This is a genomic window from Pseudomonas campi, from assembly GCF_013200955.2.
In the GTDB taxonomy this organism is placed as follows: domain Bacteria; phylum Pseudomonadota; class Gammaproteobacteria; order Pseudomonadales; family Pseudomonadaceae; genus Aquipseudomonas; species Aquipseudomonas campi.
In genome coordinates this window covers 3361697-3384068 of sequence record NZ_CP053697.2, presented here as the reverse complement: position 1 = coordinate 3384068, position 22372 = coordinate 3361697, and the positions used below count along the sequence as shown (strand labels likewise).

Annotated in this window: 23 protein-coding genes; 9 read left to right on the top strand and 14 right to left on the bottom strand. The window is 66.0% G+C overall.

The features are described from left to right. Positions 1 to 3: 3 nt before the first annotated feature. Positions 4 to 765, top strand: a complete 762-nt coding sequence (locus tag HNE05_RS15675; protein WP_173209074.1) for an amino acid ABC transporter ATP-binding protein — start codon at positions 4 to 6, stop codon at positions 763 to 765. A 123-nt stretch (positions 766 to 888) separates the two neighbouring features. Here HNE05_RS15675 and HNE05_RS15670 read toward each other — a convergent pair whose 3' ends face one another. Then, on the bottom strand, positions 889 to 1851 hold the full coding sequence (locus tag HNE05_RS15670) for a GlxA family transcriptional regulator (RefSeq protein ID WP_173209072.1): 963 nt from the start codon (positions 1849 to 1851) through the stop codon (positions 889 to 891). Positions 1852 to 1973: 122 nt separating this feature from the next. Between HNE05_RS15670 and HNE05_RS15665 the strand changes: the two genes are divergently transcribed. The 3 genes from HNE05_RS15665 to HNE05_RS15655 all read left to right on the top strand — a co-directional run bounded on the left by HNE05_RS15665 (position 1974) and on the right by HNE05_RS15655 (position 3931). Next, positions 1974 to 2444, top strand: coding sequence for a nuclear transport factor 2 family protein (locus tag HNE05_RS15665; protein ID WP_173209070.1), 471 nt, complete (start codon positions 1974 to 1976; stop codon positions 2442 to 2444). Positions 2445 to 2623: 179 nt separating this feature from the next. After that, complete coding sequence (locus HNE05_RS15660; protein ID WP_173209068.1) at positions 2624 to 2917, top strand: GIY-YIG nuclease family protein; 294 nt, start codon at positions 2624 to 2626, stop codon at positions 2915 to 2917. A 78-nt stretch (positions 2918 to 2995) separates the two neighbouring features. Continuing rightward, positions 2996 to 3931 carry a glutathione S-transferase family protein gene (locus tag HNE05_RS15655; RefSeq protein WP_173209066.1) on the top strand — a complete coding sequence of 312 codons (936 nt, stop codon included), beginning with the start codon at positions 2996 to 2998 and terminating at the stop codon, positions 3929 to 3931. A 108-nt stretch (positions 3932 to 4039) separates the two neighbouring features. On the opposite strand, the gene HNE05_RS15650 is transcribed toward HNE05_RS15655, so the two are convergent. After that, entirely contained in the window at positions 4040 to 4849 is an 810-nt protein-coding gene (locus HNE05_RS15650) for a polyphosphate kinase 2 family protein (protein ID WP_173209064.1), read from the bottom strand. Positions 4850 to 4856: 7 nt separating this feature from the next. Continuing rightward, positions 4857 to 5864 (bottom strand): nucleoid-associated protein YejK, encoded by a 1008-nt coding sequence (gene yejK, locus HNE05_RS15645; RefSeq protein WP_160488637.1) that lies wholly within the window; start codon positions 5862 to 5864, stop codon positions 4857 to 4859. Between the two features lie 342 nt (positions 5865 to 6206). On the opposite strand from yejK, the gene HNE05_RS15640 reads away from it, so the two are divergent. Then, the gene (locus HNE05_RS15640) at positions 6207 to 7817 is read left to right on the top strand and encodes a M28 family metallopeptidase (protein WP_173209062.1); all 1611 of its coding nucleotides are present in this window, start codon (positions 6207 to 6209) and stop codon (positions 7815 to 7817) included. A gap of 52 nt (positions 7818 to 7869) precedes the next feature. Here the strand turns inward: HNE05_RS15640 and HNE05_RS15635 are convergent, their stop codons facing one another. Both HNE05_RS15635 and yjeH read right to left on the bottom strand, forming a co-directional pair. After that, positions 7870 to 9195 (bottom strand): TAXI family TRAP transporter solute-binding subunit, encoded by a 1326-nt coding sequence (locus HNE05_RS15635; RefSeq protein ID WP_173209060.1) that lies wholly within the window; start codon positions 9193 to 9195, stop codon positions 7870 to 7872. Between the two features lie 100 nt (positions 9196 to 9295). Further along, positions 9296 to 10558, bottom strand: a complete 1263-nt coding sequence (gene yjeH, locus HNE05_RS15630; protein WP_173209058.1) for an L-methionine/branched-chain amino acid transporter — start codon at positions 10556 to 10558, stop codon at positions 9296 to 9298. A gap of 121 nt (positions 10559 to 10679) precedes the next feature. Between yjeH and HNE05_RS15625 the strand changes: the two genes are divergently transcribed. Continuing rightward, on the top strand, positions 10680 to 11099 hold the full coding sequence (locus HNE05_RS15625; RefSeq protein WP_173209056.1) for an Lrp/AsnC family transcriptional regulator: 420 nt from the start codon (positions 10680 to 10682) through the stop codon (positions 11097 to 11099). A gap of 30 nt (positions 11100 to 11129) precedes the next feature. Here HNE05_RS15625 and HNE05_RS15620 read toward each other — a convergent pair whose 3' ends face one another. From HNE05_RS15620 to HNE05_RS15600, 5 genes are all read right to left on the bottom strand, one after another. Then, positions 11130 to 11936 (bottom strand): substrate-binding periplasmic protein, encoded by an 807-nt coding sequence (locus HNE05_RS15620; protein ID WP_173209054.1) that lies wholly within the window; start codon positions 11934 to 11936, stop codon positions 11130 to 11132. 70 nt (positions 11937 to 12006) lie between these two features. Further along, entirely contained in the window at positions 12007 to 12615 is a 609-nt protein-coding gene (locus HNE05_RS15615) for an IMPACT family protein (protein ID WP_173209052.1), read from the bottom strand. A 3-nt stretch (positions 12616 to 12618) separates the two neighbouring features. Next, positions 12619 to 13599, bottom strand: a complete 981-nt coding sequence (gene rlmF / locus HNE05_RS15610; protein ID WP_173209050.1) for a 23S rRNA (adenine(1618)-N(6))-methyltransferase RlmF — start codon at positions 13597 to 13599, stop codon at positions 12619 to 12621. 179 nt (positions 13600 to 13778) lie between these two features. Continuing rightward, complete coding sequence (locus tag HNE05_RS15605) at positions 13779 to 14003, bottom strand: TIGR02450 family Trp-rich protein (RefSeq protein ID WP_173209048.1); 225 nt, start codon at positions 14001 to 14003, stop codon at positions 13779 to 13781. After that, the gene (locus HNE05_RS15600) at positions 14000 to 14986 is read right to left on the bottom strand and encodes an NAD(P)/FAD-dependent oxidoreductase (RefSeq protein WP_173209046.1); all 987 of its coding nucleotides are present in this window, start codon (positions 14984 to 14986) and stop codon (positions 14000 to 14002) included. The genes HNE05_RS15605 and HNE05_RS15600 overlap by 4 nt, the downstream gene beginning before the upstream one ends. Before the next feature lie 198 nt (positions 14987 to 15184). Between HNE05_RS15600 and HNE05_RS15595 the strand changes: the two genes are divergently transcribed. The 3 genes from HNE05_RS15595 to HNE05_RS15585 are packed head-to-tail and all read left to right on the top strand — an operon-like array spanning position 15185 to position 17950. Continuing rightward, entirely contained in the window at positions 15185 to 16090 is a 906-nt protein-coding gene (locus HNE05_RS15595; protein ID WP_173209045.1) for a TIGR01777 family oxidoreductase, read from the top strand. Continuing rightward, positions 16087 to 17106: a ferrochelatase gene (locus tag HNE05_RS15590; protein ID WP_173209043.1), complete on the top strand. Its 1020-nt coding sequence runs from the start codon at positions 16087 to 16089 to the stop codon at positions 17104 to 17106. The genes HNE05_RS15595 and HNE05_RS15590 overlap by 4 nt, the downstream gene beginning before the upstream one ends. A 1-nt stretch (position 17107) precedes the next feature. Next, entirely contained in the window at positions 17108 to 17950 is an 843-nt protein-coding gene (locus HNE05_RS15585; protein WP_173209041.1) for a substrate-binding periplasmic protein, read from the top strand. A gap of 56 nt (positions 17951 to 18006) precedes the next feature. On the opposite strand, the gene HNE05_RS15580 is transcribed toward HNE05_RS15585, so the two are convergent. The 4 genes from HNE05_RS15580 to HNE05_RS15565 form a co-directional block, all read right to left on the bottom strand. Beyond that, positions 18007 to 19191, bottom strand: coding sequence for an acetyl-CoA C-acyltransferase (locus tag HNE05_RS15580; RefSeq protein ID WP_173209039.1), 1185 nt, complete (start codon positions 19189 to 19191; stop codon positions 18007 to 18009). Between the two features lie 34 nt (positions 19192 to 19225). Next, positions 19226 to 19660, bottom strand: coding sequence for an acyl-CoA thioesterase (locus HNE05_RS15575; protein WP_173209037.1), 435 nt, complete (start codon positions 19658 to 19660; stop codon positions 19226 to 19228). A 347-nt stretch (positions 19661 to 20007) separates the two neighbouring features. Next, positions 20008 to 21171 carry an iron-containing alcohol dehydrogenase gene (locus HNE05_RS15570; protein WP_173209035.1) on the bottom strand — a complete coding sequence of 388 codons (1164 nt, stop codon included), beginning with the start codon at positions 21169 to 21171 and terminating at the stop codon, positions 20008 to 20010. A gap of 2 nt (positions 21172 to 21173) precedes the next feature. Then, positions 21174 to 22181 (bottom strand): CE1 family esterase, encoded by a 1008-nt coding sequence (locus HNE05_RS15565; RefSeq protein WP_173209032.1) that lies wholly within the window; start codon positions 22179 to 22181, stop codon positions 21174 to 21176. Positions 22182 to 22372: the final 191 nt, after the last annotated feature.

Below are 22372 nucleotides of genomic sequence, written 5' to 3'. Positions count from 1 at the left end.
ATCATGAGTGAAGCCAACAAACAGCCCAGCGCCGAGCCGATGATCCTGCTGCAGGGCGTCAACAAGTGGTACGGCCAGTTCCACGTGCTCAAGGATATCAACCTCAGCGTGCAGCCGGGCGAGCGTATCGTCCTCTGCGGCCCGTCCGGCTCCGGCAAGTCGACCACCATCCGCTGCATCAATCGCCTGGAGGAGCACCAGCAGGGGCGTATCGTGGTCGATGGCACCGAGCTGACCCACGATCTCAAGCAGATCGAGGCAGTGCGTCGCGAGGTGGGCATGGTGTTCCAGCACTTCAACCTGTTCCCGCACCTGACCGTGCTGCAGAACTGCACCCTGGCGCCGATGTGGGTACGCAAGATGCCCAAGCGTCAGGCCGAGGAAATTGCCATGCACTTTCTCGAGCGCGTGCGCATCCCCGAGCAGGCCAACAAGTTCCCCGGCCAGCTCTCCGGCGGTCAGCAGCAGCGCGTGGCGATTGCCCGCGCCCTGTGCATGAAACCGAAGATCATGCTGTTCGACGAGCCGACTTCGGCCCTCGATCCGGAAATGGTCAAGGAAGTGCTGGATACCATGGTCAGCCTGGCCGAAGACGGCATGACCATGCTCTGCGTGACCCACGAGATGGGCTTCGCCCGCACCGTGGCGAACCGGGTGATCTTCATGGACAAGGGCGAAATCGTCGAGCAGGGCGAGCCGAACAGCTTCTTCAGCAACCCGCAGAACGAGCGGACCAAACTGTTCCTCAGCCAGATCCTGCACTGAGTTTCACGGCAAGACGAAAAGGGAGCCTACGGGCTCCCTTTTTTGTGGGCGGTGCGCTTGTTGTAGGAGCGAGCTCTGCTCGCGAACCCGGCAACACAAAAGCTTCGCGAGCAGAGCTCGCTCCTACGCAGGTGTTGCGGTCTGCTGCAGGCGCTTGCGAAAGGCCCCCGGCGTCTCGCCACAGAGCTGCTTGAACAGCTTGGCGAAGGTGGCGCGATCGGCATAGCCGACCTGGGCGGCGACCTGTTCCAGCGAGCGTCCCGGTTTGCGCAGGGCGCTCTGTGCGGCGCTGATGCGCAGGCGCTGCAGGTAGTCGTTGGGCGTCAGCCCGGTGGCGGCCTTGAAGCGGCGCAGCAGGGTGCGGGTCGAACAGTTGGCCTGTTGCGCCAGGCGCTGCAGGTCGATGGCTTGTGCGTGGTGCTGCTGCAGCCAACGCAGCAGCGGGGCGATCAGCCCGTCCTCGAGTAGCGGCTCCGGCAGCAGCGGGGCAAAGCGCGACTGCCGCCCGCGGCCACGCTCGAACACCAGCGCGCCGGCCACCCGCTCGGCCAGCCAGTCGCCGCCATGCCAGGCGATCAGGTGCAGGCACAGGTCCAGCCCGGCCTGCGCGCCGCCGGAACAGAAGCGGTTGCTATCCTCGGTGAACAGTTCGTCGACCTGCAGGTTGACCCGCGGGAAGCGCTGGCGAAAGCCGCCGGCCAGTGACCAGTGGGTGGTGGCGCGGCGGCCGTCGAGCACCCCGGATGCAGCCAGCAGGCAGGCGCTGCTGCACAGACTGGCCAGCTGCTGGCTAGCCGGGCGCGTGGCCAGCCAGGCGAGCAGCTCGGGGTTGCCCTTCAAGGTGCGCTCGATGGCGCTGCCGGTGGCGGGGATCAGCAGCAGGTCGGCACCGTCGGCCAGGCGCAAGTCGCCTTCCACTCGCAGTTGGGCGAAGCCGATATCGACCGGCAGGCCGTCCGCGCTGAGCCGACTCACCTCGAACAGGCGCTCCCCGGCCAACTGGTTGGCCAGGCGAAAGGCGTCGTCGGCCATGCTCAGGCTGGACAGCACGGTTTGCGGGCAGACATAAAGAGCGATGCGGATCATGGGGGGGCAGGTCGATCTAGGAAGGTTTGGCGATTATTGACACAAAGTTGGCGTTGTCGCCAATCGCCGTTTGCCGGATCAGCGGCAATACTCTGTGCAGTCCACATCACGGAGCAGCACCCATGGCCCACCCCAATGCCGAACTGATCAGCCGTTTCTACCAGGCCTTCCAGCAGCTGGACGCCGAGACCATGGCTGCCTGCTATGCCGAGGACGTGCAGTTCAGCGACCCGGCCTTCAGCGACCTGCGCGGTCGCGATGCCGGCGACATGTGGCGCATGCTGACGGCGCGGGCGCAGAACTTCTCTCTGACCTTCGACAGCGTGCAGGCCGATGACCAGCAGGGCAGTGCGCGCTGGGTGGCGACCTACCTGTTCAGCAAGACCGGCAATACCGTGGTCAACCATATCCAAGCCAACTTCCGCTTCGCAGACGGCAAGATCGTCGAACACCGCGACAGCTTCGACCTGTGGCGCTGGGCCCGCCAGGCGCTCGGCACCAAGGGCTTGCTGCTGGGCTGGACGCCGCTGGTGCAAGGCGCGATCCGCAAGCAGGCCATGGCCGGGCTTCGCGCCTGGCAGGCGTCCCGCTGAGAACCTGTTCACGATCTCTTGTCCGTCGGCCATACCGCGTTAAAAACAGGCTCGGAATGCTCATTTACAGCTCGTAAACTCCGCTTCCTCGCCTGTTTTTGCCTTGTCTGGCTCTAGTCCAAAAGATCGTGAACAGGTTCTGAGTGGCGTAAGCTGCCCGCGCTAACGAGAGGGCAGCTATGAGTGATATCCCGACCGAGCCAGGCAAGACCTGGTCGGTTTATCTGGTGCGCGCGGAAAACGGTGCGCTGTACTGCGGCATCAGCGACGACCCGCCACGGCGCTTCACCCAGCACTGCAGTGGCAAGGGCGCGCGCTTCTTCCACTCCAGTCCGGCGCAGGCGCTGGTCTATGTGGAAGCCTGTGCGGACAAGGGGGCGGCCCTGCGCCGCGAAAGGGCGATCAAGAGCCTGGCCAAGGTCGCCAAGGAGCGCCTGGTGCTGACGGCTACTATGGAAAAAACTGATAGCTGACTATCAGTCCCGGCGGGTAGGCCGCCGGCCGCGAGGGGGTTAAGCTGGCCCTTCACTGCCACCGACGCGGAGCCCGTCATGCACGAGTTGATCCTGCACCATTACCCCACCTCGCCATTCGCCGAAAAGAGCCGCCTGTTGCTGGGCTTCAAGCAACTGTCCTGGCGCTCGGTAATGATTCCCGCGGTGATGCCCAAGCCCGATTTGCTGGCCCTGACTGGCGGTTACCGCAAGACCCCGGTGCTGCAGGTCGGCGCCGACATCTACTGCGACACCGCGTTGATCGCCCGTCGCCTGGAAGCCGAGAAGGCCACCCCGGCATTGTTTCCGGAAGGCCAGGAGTTCGTTGCCGCCAGCTTCGCCCAGTGGGTCGATTCGGTGGTGTTCCAGCATGCGGTGAGCCTGGTGTTTCAACCGGAGTCGGTAGCCGTGCGTTTCGCCAAGCTGCCGCCGGAAGCGATCAAGGCCTTTATCGCCGACCGCGCCGGGCTGTTCAGCGGCGGTAGTGCGACCCGTCTGCCGGCGGAAGTCGCCAAGCACAACTGGCCGGGCATCATGGCCCGCGTCGAGCAGCAACTGGGGCGCGAGGAGGGCGACTTCCTGTTCGGCGAGCCGTCGATTGCCGACTTCTCCCTGGCCCACTGCCTGTGGTTCCTCAAGGCCACTCCGGTAACCGCGCCACTGGTTGAGGCTTACCCGAATGTCAGCGCCTGGCTCGGCCGCGTGCTGGGTTTTGGCCACGGCGCGTCCAGCGCCTTGAGCGCAGAAGAAGCCATCGAGATCGCCCGTGCGGCGACACCGGCGGCTTTGCCGGACGAACCCTTCATCGAGCCCAATGGCCTGCAGGCCGGGCAGCGGGTGAAGATCGCCGCCACCGATTACGGGGTCGACCCGGTCGAGGGTGAGCTGCTGTTCGCCGGTGTCGAGGAACTGATCCTGCGCCGCGAAGACGAACGTGCCGGGGTGGTGCATGTCCACTTCCCGCGTCTGGGTTTTCGTATAGAAGCCATCTGACTGTGTAGGGCGGGTGAAACCCGCGGGTTTCATCCGCCCTCCACCGCTGGCGTAGCCCGGATGAAATCCGGGAAAGATCGCACGCCAGAATCCCGGATTGCATCCGGGCTACATGAGATCGGCGGCGCTGAATGGTGGCGGGCTGTCTGGCCAGGTCAGGTGCCGGCGTTCCAGCTCGCGTGCCAGCAGGCTGGCTACCAGCCAGTCGCGCAACCAGCGGTGGTCGGCGGGCAGCACATACCAGGGCGCCTCCGGCGTATGGCTGGCCGCCAGCAGATCACTCCAGCGCTGCTGGCGCAGGGCGTATTCGCGGTAGGCCTGCAGATCGCTGCTGTGCAGTTTCCAGCGCTTTTCCGGACGCTCCAGGCGGCTGAGCAGGCGACGTTTCTGTTCCTCGCGGGATATCTGCAGGTAGCACTTCAGCGGGTGCAGTCGCAGTGCTGGCCATTCGCGCTCGAATGCCAGCAACTCCTGCAGGCGTTGCGGCACTTCAGCCTCGCCACACAGGCCATCCAGCGGATCACAGATCAGCGCTTCATAGTGGCTGCGGTTGAATACGCCGAGCAGTCCCGCTTGCGGCAGGCGCTGGCGGTAGCGCTGCAGGAAGTGCTGGCGCCGCTCCTGCTCATCCGGCTGGTGAAAGCCATGCAGGCTGATGCCTTGCGGGTCGAAGGCGCTGATGACCTTGCGGATTACCCCGTCCTTGCCTGCGCAGTCGGGGCCTTGCAGCACCAGCAGCAGGGCCTCGCGGCGGTTGGCCCAGAGCATGCGTTGCTGTTCGTTGAGCCAGGGCTTGAGGGCGGCCATGGCCTGTTGGGCGGCGTCTTTGCTCAGGCCGAAGTCGCGCGCCGGGTCCTGCCCCAGCGGTGCCTGCACATTGCACAGACAGGCGTCGAGGATGGCATCCGCCAGGCGCATGACGGGTTCAGTCCTTGCGGCGCTTGAGCTGATCCTTCAGCTGGGTCGGCAGCTGGCGGATGATCAGCATGTCGCGCGCCTCGTCGTATTCGATGGCCGAGCCCAGCAGGTGCGACTCGAAGCTGATCGACAGGCCCTCGGCGCGCCCGGTGAAGCGGCGGAACTGGTTGAGGGTGCGCTTGTCCGCCGGAAATTCCGGGGCCAGGCCGTAATCCTTGTTGCGGATGTGCTCGTAGAAGGCGCGCGGGCGGTCTTCGTCGATCAGCCCGGAGAGGTCTTCCAGGGTCATCGGCTCGCCGATCTTGGCCTGGCTGCTGGCGTAGTCGACCAGAGTGTCGGTCTTGGCGCGGGCCTGTTCTTCCGGCAGGTCTTCGCTCTCGACGAAGTCGCTGAAGGCCTTGAGCAGGGTGCGGGTCTCGCTCGGCGCATCGACGCCTTCCTGGCAGCCGATGAAATCGCGGAAGTAGTCCGAGACCTTCTTGCCGTTCTTGCCGCGAATGAACGAGATGTACTGCTTGGACTGCTTGTTGTTCTGCCACTCGCTGATGTTGATGCGCGCCGCCAGGTGCAGCTGGCCGAGGTCGAGGTGCTTGGCCGGGGCCACGTCCAGCGCCTCGGTCACGGTCACGCCTTCGCTGTGATGCAGCAGGGCGATCGCCAGGTAGTCGGTCATGCCTTGCTGGTAGTGGGCCAGCAGCACATGGCCGCCGGTGGCCAGGTTGGACTCTTCCATCAGCTTCTGCAGCTGTTCCACCGCCTGGCGGCTGAAGGCGGTGAAGTCCTTCTCGCCATCCAGGTACTGCTTGAGCCAGCCGCTGAACGGGTAGGCGCCGGATTCCTCGTGGAACAGCCCCCAGGCCTTGCCCTGCTTGGCGTTGTAGCTCTCGTTGAGATCGGCCAGGAGGTTTTCCATGGCCTGCGAGCTGCTCAGCTCGCTGTCGCGGGCGTGCAGCACGGCGGGGGTGCCGTCGGGCTTCTTGTCGATCAGGTGGACGATGCAGTGGCGGATCGGCATGGCTTCAGTCTTCAGGTGGTTCGCTGGGGGCGGTGGTGCAGCGCCACGCTGGGGGCGCTGTGAGAGGGGCAAAGTCTACCTGACAACGCCGTCAGCTCCATCTTCAGCGCTGCGGACGCGTGCATTAGCTCTGCTGGATGGTGGCTATTTGCTGGCATTTATCGGGCATCTTCGGTGATTTATCACAATCTTCAAGAAAAAATCCGTCACAAGACGCGCATGCTCGGCAATCAGGGTCTAGCGTCTGTAGCGTCCACACGACGCAGTAAAGGGACGTTCCGTGGCGGTTCCACAAGCACTGCCGCACCCATAAAGCTCCAAATACGGATTGGAGAAATACACATGCAGAACACGATCATGAATCGCCGTCTGATGTTCGGCTCGCTGTTGGCCACCCTGGCCCTGCCTGGCCTTGCCGCTCAAGACAAACATTCCCCGCAGTTTTTCGAGGCGTTATGGAGCCCGACGCGCATCGGCCCCCATGAGTGTCGTGGCGGCGTTTTGCACGCGTCGCCGCTGCTGTTGCCTCGTTGTATGCAGGCTGACAGAACCAGCATTCATCTACAGGTGCTCAACGACATCGCCTTGGCCAACGGTGGCAATCGCGCGGCTGGGTTGCCGGGCTATCAGCGCTCGCTGGATTACATCCAGTCGACGTTGGAAAGCGCCGGCTACACGGTCACTCGACAGATGTTTCCGTTCAGCGCTTTCTACCCCCAGGGGCCAGGTCTGCTAGAAACTGTGGCGCCTACGCCAGGGCAGTTCGAGTGGGAGGTGGACTTCACCTACCTGTCGCAGACCGATGCCGGTGATGTGACGGCGGCAGCGGCGGCGGTGGACATCGCCCTGGGCGCCGGTAACCTCTCCAGCAGCGGCTGCGAGGCCGAGGATTTCGCCGGTTTCCCGGCGGGCGCCATCGCCTTGCTGCAGCGCGGTAGCTGCAATTTCCAGATCAAGGCGGAGAACGCCGCAGCGGCTGGAGCCAGCGGGGTGATCATCTTCAACCAGGGTGACACCGAGGAGCGCAAGGGCCTGATCAATGCGACCCTGGGTGACGCCTATGCCGGTGGGATTCCCGTGCTGTTCACTACCTATGACCTGGGGGTGAGCCTGGCGCAGACCGCTGACGTGCAAGTGCACATGCTCACCGATGTGGTGCGCGAGCGCACCCAGACCTACAACCTGATCGCCGAAAGTCGCCGTGGCAATCCGGACAACGTGGTGATGGCCGGTGCCCACCTGGATTCGGTGTTCGAGGGCGCGGGGATCAACGACAACGGCTCGGGCAGTGCCGCTCTGCTGGAGTTGGCGGTGCAGATGCGCAAGGCCAAGCCGCTGAACAAGCTGCGTTTCGCCTGGTGGGGCGCCGAGGAGTCGGGGCTGGTGGGCTCGACCTACTACGTCACCGAGTTGCCGGCCGAACAGAAGGCGAAGATCAAGGCTTACCTGAACTTCGACATGATCGCTTCGCCCAACTTCGGCTACTTCATCTATGACGGCGACGGCTCGGCCTTCGGCCTGCAAGGTCCGCCCGGTTCGGCGGCAGTGGAGCGTTTGTTCGAGGATTACTACAGGTTGCGCGGTCTGCCGTTCGAGGGTGACGAGATCACTTTCCGCTCCGACTACGCCCAGTTCTTCACCGATGGTATCGCCTTTGGCGGGCTGTTCACCGGGGCCGAGGAGCTGAAGACCGAGGAGCAGGCCGCGCGTTACGGCGGCACCGCCGGAGTCGCCCTGGACCCCTGCTACCACGCCGGCTGCGATGATACGAACAACATCGACCTGCGTGCCCTGGAGGTCAATGGTGATGCCATGGCCTTTGTCACCGGTTGGCTGGCGCTCACCACCAAGGTTATCGATGAAGAGATCGCGGCCGCGGCGGCGGGCCAGGGGCTGAAACGTAGCGCTCAGGCGTATGACATTACCCATTGGGGCAAGCACTGGATCAAGTGATCCGCCTCGTTTAAGCAACCCCGCCCGGGCATGCCCGGGCGGGGTTTCTTTTTTATTCGGCGGGGAGGCTGCGGCGCTGCACGGCCTGCAGGCGCTCGATCATGTAGCGCAGGTGCATGTGCAGCTCGTACAGCTCGCTGGAATAGGACAGCGGCACCTCGACCCGCGCCAGCTCGTCTTCCAGTTTCTCCAGTCGCGCGATTTCCTCGGCGATGTCGCTGGGCAGGTCGCCCTTGTACAGCAGCTGGTCGATCTCGCGCAGGTGCTTGTACCAGCGGTAGATGCGCGCGCGGATGCGCCACTGGTAGATCGGCCCGATGGCCTTGAACAGCGGGAACAGCAGCACCAGCAACGGGATGGCGAGAATGATGTAGCGGTCGGCCAGCGAGGCGATGCGGAACGGCAGGTAGCGCTGCAGGATCGGCAGGCCCTTGTCGTAGTAGTAATCGGCCTCGGCCAGGGTGTTCAGCGACAGCGGCGGTTTGGCCGGGTAGCTGCCGGCCGGGTCGAGCAGGCTGCCGTTTTTCAGCACGGTCTTGGCTGCTTCGAGAATCAGCGGGGTCAGCGAGGGATGGAATTCCTCGCCGGCCACCAGGGTGGCGACGGGGCCGAGGGTGACGATGTCGCGGTCCGGGGTGTTCTGCGCCATATCGAGCATGCCTTCGCCGACTTCGAGCTGGCTCAGGTAGGGCAGGCGCGCCAGGTAGGCCTCGGTACGCCGCAGGCTGACCAGACGCAGTTTGGGCTCGGCGGCCAGGCGCTGGATCAGCGGGTTCTCGGCGGGGCCGACGAAGAAGGCGGCGTCCAGCTCGCCGGCGATCAGGGAATCGGCGGCGCGGCTGCCGCCCAGTTGCTGCCAGCGCTTGGGATAGTCGGCCGGTGCGATGCGGTTGGCGGCGAACAGGGCGGCGGTCACCGCCTGGGTGCCGCTGTCGGCGGAACCGATGGCCAGGCGCAGCCGGGTCAGATCGGCCAGGCGCTGGAACTGCACCTTGCGCCCGGTGAACAGCCACAGCGGTTCGCGGTACATCACGCCGAGGCCGCTCAGCTTGCCACGCGCCTCGTCGGGCAGGCTCAGTTCCTGGCCGCTCTGCACCAGGGCCAACTCGACTTCACCCTGGCCGAGCTTGGCCAGGTTGTCCTCGGAACCCTGGCTTTCCACCAGTTCCAGGGTGAAGCCTTGCTGCTCCAGCTCGGCCTGCAGGCGCTCGGCGAAGGCGTGGTAACCACCGCCCACCGCGCCGGTGGCCATCCGCGCATGCATGGGCGGCGGCGGCGCGACGAAGTAGAACAAGGCACCGACCAGACCGGCCAGCACCGGCACGATCCACAGGTTGGCCAACAGCATGATTTTCAGGTCGCGGAGAATGCGGCGCATGGTCTGTCCTTGTCATTACCTCGGCTGAGGATAGCCGGGATGCGCGCCGTGCTCACCCCTTGGCCTGTGCTTCTGGGCCGCTGTTCAACTGTTCAGATGTTCAACTGCGCAGCGGCAAGGCTGCGCGCTTCTCGCGCCAGTAACCGAATAGCGCCAGCCCACCCAGCAGGCCGAGCGCGTACAGCGCCTCAACTCCCAATGCCAGCAGCACCAGGGCGCAGAGCAGGCTGCTGAACCCCGCCAGCCAGCGCCACACGCCGCGCAGCAACACCCAGCCGGCGGCCATGCTGAGCAGATAGACCAGGATGAAGTTGCCGTTGGCGTAGCGGATCAGGTCGTCCACCGACAGTTGCAGCACGCCGGCCAGGGCAGCGCACAGGGCGCAGATCAGCACCACCAGCAGCAAGGCCGGGCCGGGCACACCATGCCGGTTGAGGCGGGCCAGCGGCTGCGGCAACTTGCCTTCGTCGGCCAGGCTCCAGATCAGCCGGGCGAAGCCCTGCACATAGACGTTCATCGAAGCGAAGCAGGCCAGGTAGCCGACCAGCGCCACCAGTACGCGGGCCTTGTCGCCCAGCAGCTGATCCATCAGGCGCGGCAGCGAGGCGGCGTCGCTGTGTACATCGCCATACACGCCGAAGCTCAGCACCGCCACCGAGAACGCCCAGTACACCAGACCGGCCAGCAGCACGCCGAGCAGCAGCGCGAGGGGGAAATCGCGCTGCGGGTTTTTGAATTCCTCGCCCAGGTGGGTGAAGGCCTCGATGCCGACGAAGCACCAGAACATCACCCCCAGCGCAGCCGGGATAAGCTGCCAGGAATCGTCGATATCCGGCAGCAGCGGCTGGCTGGCCAGCGGCAACTCGCCGACCCACCAGACCAGCGCCACGGTGCCGATGATGGCCAGGGCGATCAGCCCCTGAATAAAGCCCGAGGCCCTGGCCGGGCGCTGGCCGAGCAGGAGCATGGCGCCGAGGGTGGCGAGCTGGATCAGCAGCGCTTCGCCCCGGCCGATCGGCAGCAGCGCCTGCCAGAAGCCGGTGGCGATATTCAGCGCCGCCGGCAACCCCACCGGCAGTACGGCAAGAAACAGGAAGGCGATCAGCCGCTCCATGCGCGCGCCGAAAGCCCGACCGATCAGGTGTGGCGCACCGCCGGCATGGGGGAAGCGCTTGCCCAACTGGGCGAAGGTGAAGGCCACCGGCAGCACCAGGACGATCAGGATCAGCCAGGCCCACAGCGAGGCCTGTCCGGCGGCGGTGGCGGCCAGCGCCGGCACCACGAAGATGCCGGTGCCGAGCAGCGAAGTGCTGAGCAGCCCGATGCCCTGCAGCAGGCCCAGTTCCTTGTTCAAGCGGCTCATGTTGTATGCTCGCGGCTGTTTTCCGATCCCGCCATGGTAAGCAGGCGGCGCCGTGCAGGTTGCCGTCGATCACCGGCAAAGTGGCGGAATGCACCGTCAAACTGCCTGCTTGAGAATTGCCTTGGACAAGTTCGACCAACAGATCCTCGCCCTGCTGCGCGAAGACGCCCGCACCTCCGTCAGCCAGATCGCCCGCGAGGTCAACCTGTCGCGTTCGGCGGTGGGCGAGCGCATTCGCCAACTGGAGCAGAGCGGGGTGATCCAGGGTTACCACGCCCAGGTGGCCAGCCCGGACAGTGCGGCGGTCAAGGCCTTCCTCGAACTGTTCTACCAGAATGGCCGCTGCCAGGATTATGTCGAGCGCATGCGCGCCTACCCGGAGATCCGCCGCTGCTGTGGCATCAGCGGCGAAACCGACATGCTGGTGTATGTCGAGGCCGCGTCCATGGCGCGCCTGAGCGAAGTGCGCGCGGCCCTCGAGGCGTTCCCCTGCATGCAGCGGGTGAAAACGCACATGGTGGTGCAGGAGTGGGCGATGTAGGGATGTCTGCCGGACACAGCACCGTGCGGCTTATTCGAACAGCGGCAGCTTGGCGTCGGGCGCGGCTTGCGGGATTTCATACTTGCCCGCCTGCAGGTCACGGAAGTAGCTGTCGTAGCGACCGCTGTCGCGATAGCTCTGCAGGCGGCGGTTGAAGCGTTCCAGCAGGGCCTGGCTGCCTGCCAGTTGCTTGGGCAGCATCAGGTAGCTGAGGTTGTTCAGCAGTGGTTTGGGGTGGTGGGTGATGCGGGCGGCATCGGCTGCGCTGAAGTGTTTGCGCAGCGAGGCGTAACCGACGTTGAGTTCCTGCGGGTAGAGGGCCACGCGCTCCTTGAGCAGTTTCTCGAAATTCTGCCGGTCGCTGGAGACCCGCTCCATCTTCACCGTGCCCTTGCTCAGGAAGCTGTCGAACGCTTCGCCATAGCTGTATTCCAGGCCGCCGCCCAGACGCATGCCGTCCAGGTCGCTGAAGCTGTGCCAGTCGAAGGGTTGGCTTTTCAGGTGGAAGAATACGAACTGTTCGTTGAGCAGCGGGGCACTGAACAGGAAGTCGGCCTCGCGTTCGCTCTTGTGCATCCACACGGCGCTGGCGTCGAAGCGGCCGGCTGCGGCGGCGGCATAGGCCCGCGGCCAGGGCAGGAACTGGAAGTTGACCCGGTAGCCTTCGTCGGCGAACAGGTCGCTGATCAGGTGGGCGATGACCCCGCCATGCTTGAGCTCGGCGGACAGGTAGGGCGGCCAGTCGCCGACGCTGATGCGCAGTTCCTCTGGGGGTTGCGCCTGGGTCAGCGGGCTGCACAGCAGCATCAGCACGGCTAACAGTCGCTTGCAGTTCATCGGTGCCCCTTACTGGCTGGTTGCCCCGCTTCCTGTCCAGAATAGCTGCAACAGGGAGCGGGTTAGCGTTCTATGTACGCGGCCCATGACCCGGGTCAAGTATTTCCAGGCGGATGCGCCCGCGGCCCAGTTCGATCAGCTGTTCGCTGACCTGCTGCAGATTGGCCACCGGCAGGCTCAGTTGGCAGTCGGCTCCTTCGGCATCGAAGCTTTCCCGTTCGATACTGACTTGCCATTTACCCAGGCGAGCCTTGACCCGCTCCAGCTCGGCGAAGGGGATATGGCAGCGCGCCTGAATGCGCGCCACCAGGGCAATGCGTTCGCCACCCTGCAGGCATTTCGCCGCGCTGCCGCCATAGGCGCGGGCCAGGCCGCCGGTGCCGAGCTGGATGCCGCCATACCAGCGAATCACCAGCACCACCACCTGGTCGCAATCCTGCCCTTCGATGGCCGCGAGGATCGGTCGGCCCGCCGTGCCGCCGGGTTCGCCGTCGTCGCTGAAGCGGTACTGCTGGCCGCACTTGAAGGCCCAGCAATTGTGCGAGGCATTCAGGTCGCTGTGCTGCTGGATAAAGGCCAAGGCCTCCTCGGCGCTGGCGATGGGCGCGGCCAGGGCGAGGAAGCGGCTCTTGCGGATTTCCTCGCGGTACTCGCAGACGCCCTGCAGACTGAACGGCATGCCTTAGCCCGCCGAGCGCAGCCAGGCCGCGCGTTGCTCGGGGCTGTGGAAGGTCCAGGCGACGAAGCGGCTCTGCTTGTTGCCCTGGGCCATGTCGATACAGCGCACCTCCACGGCCCCGGCCTTCTTCAGCAGGTTCTCGGCGTAGGGCACGTTGCTGGCCTTGGACACCAGGCTGCTGAACCACAGCACCTGGCCGGAAAACTGGGCGCTTTCGGCGATCATGCGCTTGAGGAAACTGGCCTCGCCGCCGGTGCACCACAGCTCGGCGCTCTGCCCGCCGAAGTTGAGTTCCGGCAGCTTGCGTTTGGGGTCGAGCTTGCCGAGGTTCTTCCACTTGCGCCGGCTGCCGCTGGCGGCTTCCTCGGCGTTGGCGTGGAAGGGCGGGTTGCACAGGGTCAGGGCGAAGCGCTCGCCGTCCTGCAGCAGGCTCTTGAAGATCTGCCCGCGCTGCAGTTGCTGGCGCAGGGCGATGGCGCCGTCCAGGCCATTGGCCTGGATGATGGCGCGGGCCGAGGCCAGGGCCGTGTCGTCGATGTCCGAACCGAGGAAGTGCCAGCCGTAGTCGCTATGGCCGAGCAGCGGGTAGATGCAGCTGGCGCCGGTGCCGATGTCCAGCGCGCGGATCGCCGCGCCGCGTGGAATTTCGCCACTGTTGTCGCTGGCCAGCAGGTCGGCCAGGCCGTGCACGTAGTCGGCGCGGCCGGGGATCGGCGGGCACAGGTAGCCCGGCGGAATGTCCCAGTGCTGCAGGCCGTACAGCTGGCGCAGCAGCGCGCGGTTGAAGACCCGCACCGCCTCGGGATTGGCGAAGTCGATGCTCTGCTTGCCGTAGGGGTTGAGGATGACGAACTCGGCCAACTCCGGGCTGGCCTCGATCAACCGGGGGAAGTCGTAGCGGCCCTGGTGACGGTTGCGCGGGTGCAGCAGCGCCGGGCTGCTGGGCGGGACAGGGGGAGCGGGTGTATCGGATTTTGGCGGCATGCTGGGCGTTTCGGCGAACTGGAGCGGCATTGTCCCACAAGATCGCGCAGCCGGAGCTCAATCCCCGTCGCATGGCCAGCCGGTGTAGGAGCCAGCTTGCTGGCGATCTTGCCGAACCATGACGCATTGATCGCCAGCAAGCTGGCTCCTACAAGAAGCTGCGTGTCCTGGGTCGGGGGCTACTTCCAGCCCATCTGCCAGCGCTCGCCATCCTGCAGCGCTTGCCAGTCCAGGCGCTCGCTGCGCTGGGTGAGCACGGCCTGCAGTTCGACCTGCAATACCGTGCCTTCCTCGTCGCAGATCAGCTCACTGACCAGGAAGTGCTTCTCGCGGTTCTGCGGCTGGCGTGCGGTCCATTTCGACAGCAGCAGCTTGCGCGGATTGAGGCGCCGCTTGCCGCTCACTGGCGATGCTCGAGCAGGCGACGGGCCGCCTCCTGGCCACTCAGCCAGGCGCCTTCCACCCGCCCTGACAGGCACCAGTCACCACAGGCGTACAGGCCCAGGTCGGCATCGGCCAGGGCGCCCCACTCATGGCCGCTGGCCGGTCGCGCGTAGAGCCAGCGGTGGGCCAGGCTGAAGCTCGGTGCGGGCAGCGGGCAGCCGATCATCTCGGCGAAGGCGCCGTGCAGCCGCTCGATCACCGCTTCCTTGTCCAGGTCCAGGTGCTGCTTGCTCCAGCTGCTGCTGGCATGCAGCACCCAGCTGTCGAGCTGGCCGTCGCGGCCGGGTTTGCTGCGGTTGCGTGCCACCCAGTCGAGCGCGCTGCCCTGGGCGAAGCAGCCTTCGACGCGGGTCTCCAGCGGTGTGGCGAAGGCCAGGGCGACCGCCCAGGTCGGTTCCATGATCACGCTGGCGGCGGCGCTCGCCAGTTTCGGCGCGGCACTGAGCAGGCCGGTGGCCTGGGGCGCCGGCGTGGCGACGATCACGCTGCTGAACGGACCATGGCTCTGGCCCTCGGCATCGAGCAGGGTCCAGTGCTGCTCACCATGGAACGCCTCGGTGATACGGCAGGCGAAGTGCACCGGCAGAGCACCGAGCATGGCGCGGGTGATGGCGCTCATGCGTGGCGTGCCGACCCAGCGCACCTGTTCGTCGGGGGAGGGCAGCAGGCCGTTGGCGTTGTAGTGATAGAGCTCGGGGTCCCACTCGGCGACCCAGCCGCGGGCCTGCCATTGCTGTACCACTTCGACGAAGCGGCGATCGCGGGCGGTGAAGTATTGCGCGCCGAGATCGAGCGAGCCGGCATCGCTGCGCTTGCTGGCCATGCGTCCGCCGCTGCCGCGGCTCTTGTCGAACAGTTGAACTTCCAGTCCGGCGGCATGCAGCGCCTGGGCGGCGGAGAGTCCCGCCAGGCCGGTACCGATGATGGCGATGGGTGCGTTCATGGTCTACCTCGTGTCCTTTGTGACAGGCTACGCTCTAGACTAATGCTGTACAAATATAATTGCCTGTACAGCTTTTATCGGTTCCAATCGCAAACCTGTTGAAACTGCGACGTTGCAACGCGGCGGACAAGGCACGCGTTAGCGTCATAATTCAGACTAGGGTGAGACTGGTGGTTAACGCCATGCGAGGACGATGCCATGCACATCTTGCTGACCGGCGGTACAGGTTTGATCGGCCGTGCGCTCTGTCGCCTGTGGTTGGGCCAGGGCCATCAGCTGACCGTATGGAGCCGCACGCCTGACCAGGTGGCCGGCTTGTGCGGGGCGCCGGTGCGCGGCATCGGCCGCCTCGAGGACTACGGCGACGGCCCACTGGATGCGGTGATCAACCTGGCCGGCGCGCCGATCGCCGACCGCCCCTGGACGCACAAGCGCAAGGCGCTGCTGTGGGCCAGCCGGGTCGCGCTCACCGAGCAGCTGCTGGCCTGGCTGGATGGTCGCGCGCAACGGCCGCAAGTGCTGCTTTCCGGCTCTGCGGTGGGCTGGTACGGCGATGGCGGCGAGCGTGAACTGGACGAGGACAGCCCGCCGGTGGTGGAGGATTTCGCCGCGCAATTGTGCAGCGCTTGGGAAGAAACTGCCCTGCGCGCCGAAGAACTGGGCATTCGCGTGGTGCTGCTGCGTACCGGTCTGGTGCTGGCGGCCGATGGTGGTTTCCTCAAGCGCCTGTTGCTGCCGTTCAAGTTGGGCCTGGGCGGGCCGATCGGCAATGGGCGGCAGTGGATGCCGTGGATTCACCTGGAGGATCAAGTCGGCCTGATCGACTTTCTCTTGCAGCACCCCGACGCCCACGGTCCCTATAATGCCTGCGCGCCGCAGCCGGTGCGGAACAAGGCCTTCGCCCAGGCCCTCGGCCGCGCCCTGCATCGCCCGGCGCTGTTGCCGCTGCCGGGGTTGTTATTGAAAGTCGGCCTGGGCGAACTGTCCGGGCTGCTGCTCGGCGGGCAGAAGGCCCTGCCGCAGCGGGCGCTGGCCGCCGGCTATGAATTCCGTTTTACCGCTATCGATTCGGCCCTGGCCGCTCTGTTTAAGGACGCTGCATGACAGATCATGCCCTGCTGTTGGTCAACCTGGGTTCGCCGGCCTCCACTTCGGTGGCCGATGTGCGGCGCTACCTCAACCAGTTCCTCATGGACCCTTATGTCATCGATCTGCCGTGGCCATTGCGCCGTCTGATCGTGTCGCTGATTCTGCTCAAGCGCCCGGCGCAGTCGGCGCATGCCTATGCCTCGATCTGGTGGCCGGAAGGCTCGCCGCTGGTGGTGCTCAGCCGGCGCCTGCAACAGGCGATCACCCCGCTGTGGCAGGGTCCGGTGGAACTGGCCATGCGCTACGGCCCTCTGTCGATCGAAAAGGCCCTGCTGCGCCTGGCCGAGCAGGGCGTCAAGCGGGTGACCCTGGCGCCGCTCTATCCGCAATTCGCCGACAGCACCGCCACCACGGTGATCGAGGAAGCCAAGCGCGTGGTGCGCGAGCACAAACTGCCGCTGCAATTCGCCACCCTGCCGCCGTTCTATGACCAGCCGGAATACCTCGATGCCCTGGTTGCCAGTGCCCAGCCGCATCTGCAGCAGGGCTTCGACCACCTGCTGCTGAGCTTCCACGGCCTGCCCGAGCGCCACCTGCACAAGCTCGACCCCAGCGGCCATTGCCTGAAAGGCGCCGACTGCTGCAAGAACGCTTCGCCGCAAGTGCTTGCCACCTGCTACCGCGCCCAGTGCCTGCGCAGTGCCGAACTGTTCGCCGAGCGCGCCGGGCTCAAGCCGGGGCAGTGGTCGGTGTCGTTTCAGTCGCGCCTGGGCCGCGCCAAGTGGATCGAACCCTACACCGAAACGCGCCTCGACGAGCTGGGCAAAGCCGGGGTGAAGAAGTTGCTGGTGATGTGCCCGGCCTTCGTCGCCGACTGCATCGAAACCCTGGAAGAGATCGGCGACCGCGGCCGCGAGCAGTTCCAGGCGGCCGGTGGCGAGGAGCTGGTGCTGGTGCCGTGCCTGAACCAGCATCCGCAGTGGGTGAGTGCGTTGAAGACGCTCTGTGAGCGGGCGCCGATGGCGCTGTGACATGACCCTGCCCCGTTGGCTGCTGGCCGGCCTGTTGCTGTGCAGTGGGCTGCAGGCGGCCGAGCTGCGGGTCTGTCAGCACGATGCCAGTCGCTATGCCTATCGCCTCGAACTGATCCGACTGATCCTTGAGCGCACAACCGCGACCCATGGCGAACTGCATGTGGCCGCGGCGCATGGCGTAGATCCGCCGCAGGAGCGCTGCTTGGCCCAGCTGCGCGCCGGCATGGTCGACCTGGCTTATGTGCCGCCCAATGCCGAGCGTCTGCGCGACCTGCGCATGATCCCTTTCGACCTGCATGCCGGCATGCTTGGCTACCGCCTGCTGCTGATCCATCGCGAGGATGCGCCGAGCTTTGCCCGGGTGCAGAGCCTGGATGACTTGCGCCTTCTGCGTGGCGGCTTTGGCAGCCAGTGGAGCGACTTCCCGCTGTTCGCCCTCAACCGCCTGCCGGTGGTGGGCTCGTCACACCCGGAGAACCTGTTGGCGATGCTCACCGAGCGGCGTTTCGACTATTACCACCGCGCCTTGCACGAGGCCTGGGAGGAGGTGGGCGACCACCCTGAGCGCCATCCCGAGCTGATGATCGAGCCCGGCCTGGCGCTGGTCTATCCGCTTCCGGTGTACTTCGCCTTCAACCGCGCGGAGCCGGAACTGCGCCAGCGCTTCGAGGAGGGCCTGAGCCTGATCCAGGCCGATGGCAGTTTCCGTGAACTGTTCCTGCGTCATTTCGGCGAGCAGCTGCGCCGCAGCCAGTTGTCGCAGCGGCGTTTGCTGATCCTGCAGAGCGATCTGCCGGAGGGTTTGCCGGCGGCGGATAGCCGTTTCTGGTTACAGCCCTGAGAAGCGAATGAAAAATGGCGGCCTAGGCCGCCATTTTTATTGCTGCGCGGAGCTTCTTACAGCACCTCGAACAACCCCGCCGCGCCCATACCGCCGCCGACGCACATGGTGATCACCACGTACTTCACGCCACGGCGCTTACCTTCCAGCAGGGCGTGGCCGACCATGCGTGCACCGCTCATGCCGTAGGGGTGGCCGATGGAGATGGCGCCGCCGTTGACGTTGAGCTTGGCTGGGTCGATGCCGAGCTTCTGCGCGCTGTACAGCACCTGGCAGGCGAAGGCTTCGTTGAGCTCCCACAGGCCGATGTCGTCGACGCTCAGGCCGTGCTGCTTGAGCAGTTTCGGTACGGCGAACACCGGGCCGATGCCCATCTCTTCCGGGGCCAGGCCGGCCACGGCGATGCCGCGGTACAGGCCCAGTGGCTGGATGCCGCGCTGGGCGGCCAGGGCGCCGCTCATCAGTACGCTGGCGCTGGCACCGTCGGACAGCTGGCTGGCGTTGCCGGCGGTGATGCAGCCGCCTTCGATCACTGGCTTGAGCTTGGTCAGGTCGCCCAGCACGGTCTGCGGGCGGTTGCCTTCGTCGAGGCTGAGGGTGACTTCCTCGAAGCTGACCGCGCCGGTTTCCTTGTCGACCAGCTTCTTGCGTGCAGTGATCGGGACGATTTCGTTGGCGAACAGGCCGGCGGCCTGGGCGGCGGCGGTGCGCTGCTGCGACTGCAGGGAGTAGGCGTCCTGGGCTTCGCGGCTGATGCCGTAGCGCTTGGCCACCAGCTCGGCAGTCTGCAGCATCGGCATGTAAGCGTGCTCGGCCATCTTCACCACGGCCGGGTCGTAGTCGGTGGCGGTCCACTTCATGTGGGTGTTTTGCACCAGGCTGATCTGCTCCTGGCCGGCACCGACGGTGACGGCCATGCCGTCGACCATGATCTGCTTGGCAGCGATGGAGATGGCCATCAGGCCCGACGCGCACTGGCGGTCGATGGTCTGCCCGCTGACCGACAGCGGCAGGCCGGCGGCCAGCAGCGACAGGCGGCCGAGGTTGGTCGAGGCGGTGCCGCCCTGCATGGCCGTGCCCATCACCAGGTCTTCGATCTCGCCCGGCTCGATACCGGAGCGCTCGACGGCGGCGCGGATGGCGACGGCGGCCATGCTCGGCGACTTGAGGTCGTTGAAGGCGCCGCGGAAGGCCTTGGCTATTGGCGTGCGGGCGGTGGAGACGATGACGGCGTCTTGCATGCTGGAATGCTCCTCTGGTTTCAGTCGCGTGGTTTCAGTCGCGTAGCAGGCGCGCGAGAGCCGCGCGCAGGGTTTCGGGAATCGGCACCGGGCGGTTGCTGGTGCGGTCGACGAAGACGTGGACGAAGCGCCCGGCGGCGCAGGCCTCGTCTTCGCCGGCCTTGAAGATGGCCAGTTCGTACTGCACCGAGCTGTTGCCCAGCTTGCCGACCCGTAGGCCGACCTCGATGCGCTCGGGGAAGGCGATGGAGGCGAAGTAGTCGCACGACGAGCTGACCACGAAGCCGACCACCTCGCCGTCGTGGATATCCAGGCCGCCGACTTCGATCAGGTAGGTGTTCACCGCGCTGTCGAAGAAGCTGTAGTAGACGACGTTGTTGACGTGACCATAGAGGTCGTTGTCGTGCCAGCGCGTGGTGATCGGCTGGAAGTGGGCGTAGTCGCTGCGCAGGTGTTCGGGCTGGCTCATGGGCTGTTCTCGTCTTGCTTGCGTACCAGCCTAGGGCCTGGTTGGTGCGCGGGGTAGTTTGATTCGCCGGGTGGATTGGGGCTTATCGATTGGCGATGGCTGGCGTAGCCCGGATGCAATCCGGGGGCGGAGTGGCGGGCTTCCCGGATTGCATCCGGGCTACTGCCTATGTCTTGCCCTTGTCGACTGTTGGGGCCATGGCGGTGCTCATGGGTTTTACCCTCTCCCCAACCCTCTCCCATGAATGGGAGAGGGAGCAGTTCTGCGCAGTGCTCAAGCTGTGCACGGTTTGCCTCCCCTCTCCCGTTTACGGGAGAGGGGCCGGGGGAGAGGGCCGCTCCACCCCCTCAATACGCCGCCTGGTAGATGGCCAGCGCGTCGGCCTCGCTGACCTCGCGCGGGTTATTCACCAGCAGGCGCTGCTGCAGCATGGCGTCGCTGGCCATGCGCGGCAGCATGTCTTTCGGCACGCCGGCATCGCGCAGGCGGTTGGGCAGGCCGCAGCGTTGGTTGAGCGCGGCCAGTTCGTTGATGAACTCGGCGCAGCGCTGTTCGGCACTGCCGCCCTTGAAACGCTCACCGAGAATCAGCGGGGCCAGCTCGGCGTACAGCGCCATGGCCTGCGGTGCGTTGAAGCGCAGTACATGCGGTAGCACCAGGGCATTACTCAGGCCATGGGGAATATGGAAATGCCCGCCCAGCGGATAGGCCAGCGCATGCACCGCCGCACAGGGCGCGTTGGCGAAGGCCTGGCCGGCCAGCAGGGCGCCGAGCAGCATGGTCTGGCGCGCCTCGCGGTTGCTGCCGTTGTGCACCGCTTCATGCAGATTGGCGGCGAGCAGGCGCAGGGCCTCGCGGGCCAGCAGGTCGGACAGCGGGTTCTTCTTGATCTTGCTGGTGTAGGCCTCGATGGCGTGCACCATGGCGTCGATACCGGTGGCGGCGGTCACCGCTGGCGGCAGGCCGAGGGTCAGGTCGGCGTCGAGCAGCGCCAGGTCCGGCAGCAGCAGCGGCGAGACCACGCCCATCTTGCTGGTTTCGCCGGTGGTGATGATGGCGATCTGCGTGACCTCCGAGCCGGTGCCGGCGGTGGTCGGCACCTGGATCAGCGGCAGGCGCTGGCCGCGCGCATTGCCCACGCCATAGATGTCTTTCAGCGATTGCTGGCAGTTCGGGTGGGCGAGCAGGGCGACCAGCTTGGCCACGTCCATCGAGCTGCCGCCGCCGAAGCCCACCACCAGCTCGGCGCCCAGCGCGCGGGCGCGTTCCACGGCGTTGAGCACTATGGCCTCGGGCGGGTCGGCGATCACCTGGTCGAACACCTCCACCGCCACGCCGGCCGCGGCGAAGCCGGGCAGGGCGCCGTCGAGCAGGCCGAAGCGGGCGATGCCGGGGTCGGTGACTATCATCACGCGCTGCGCGCCGCGCTCGCGGCACAGCTCGGCGAGGCGCGTGGCGGCGCCGGATTCGCAGAGGATCTGCGCGGTGGTGGCGAAGCTGAAGGCTTGCATGACTAGTCCTCCGAAGGTCGGGGCCGCGCCGGCACGGGCTGCTGGCGGGCGAAGAAGTCCCAGATGGCGCGCGGGCCGTCGAAACCGGACAGGGTCGGGCCGAGCAGGCGCGGTGCGCGGAAGCCGGCCTGGGGCAGCAGGTGGCCGCCGCCGATCAGCGTGTACAGCGCGACCTCGGCGCGGCCATCGGCCTGCCACTGGTCGAGCCTGACCCGCTGGGCGCGGTCGTCCTGGTGGCTCCAGCTGGAGCTGCTGCGCACGGCATCCTGCGGGTAGCCGGCCAGCCTGGCGAAATACTGCGCCGACTCGAACGACGAGCGCACGTTGCCGCGATCGCCGAAGCCGAACAGGCTAACCGGGCCGCCGTTGTAGGGGTTGATCGGGTCGCGGGTGCCGTTCATCAATAGCACCGGCACGGCCTGGCCGGATGGCGCGCAGTCGAGGTTGGCATCGCTCGGCAGGCTGGCCGCCACGGCGGCGACCCCGGCCAGCAGCTGCGGGCGCTCCAGGGCCGCGCGCAGGCCCAGCTGGCCGCCGTTGGAGTAGCCGACCAGGAAGGCGCGGCGCGGGTCGGCGCCGTGCTGCGCGGCGAAGCGTTGCACCAGCGCGGCGAGCAGCCCCAGGTCGTCGATGTTGCGGGCGCGCGCTGGGTAGTCGGCGGCGCGGCGGCAGTCGTTCCAGTTGCGCTCGTAGCCCTGCGGGTAGACGACGATGAAGCCGTGCTGGTCGGCCAGGCGCTCGAACTGGTAGCCGGTGAAGGTGCGTATGTCGGCGATGGTCTGCAGCGAGCCATGCAGGACGAACAGCAGCGGTGCGTTGGCCGGAAGCTTGGCCGGGATATAGAAGGTGTAGTCGCGCTGCAGGCCGCCGAGCTCGATACGCTGGTGCTGCAGGGTGGAGCTCAGGGCCGGTTCGGCGGGCTTGGGCGCATAAAGGAAATAGGCGTACAGACCGCCCAAAAGCACGGCGATCAGCAGGAGTATGCAGAGGGCTATTTTTGTTTTTTTCACCAGATGCTCTCGGTCGGATCAGGAGTAAGCCCTGTAGGAGCCAGCTTGCTGGCGATCAGCGGTTCTGAGGCCTCGCCGATCGCCAGCAAGCTGGCTCCTACAGGGAAGTAGGGTGGATGACGCTCTGTTCATCCACCACTGGCCACGCTCGGTGGATCGTCCCCCGGTGGATCGGTGCAGCGTGATCCCCC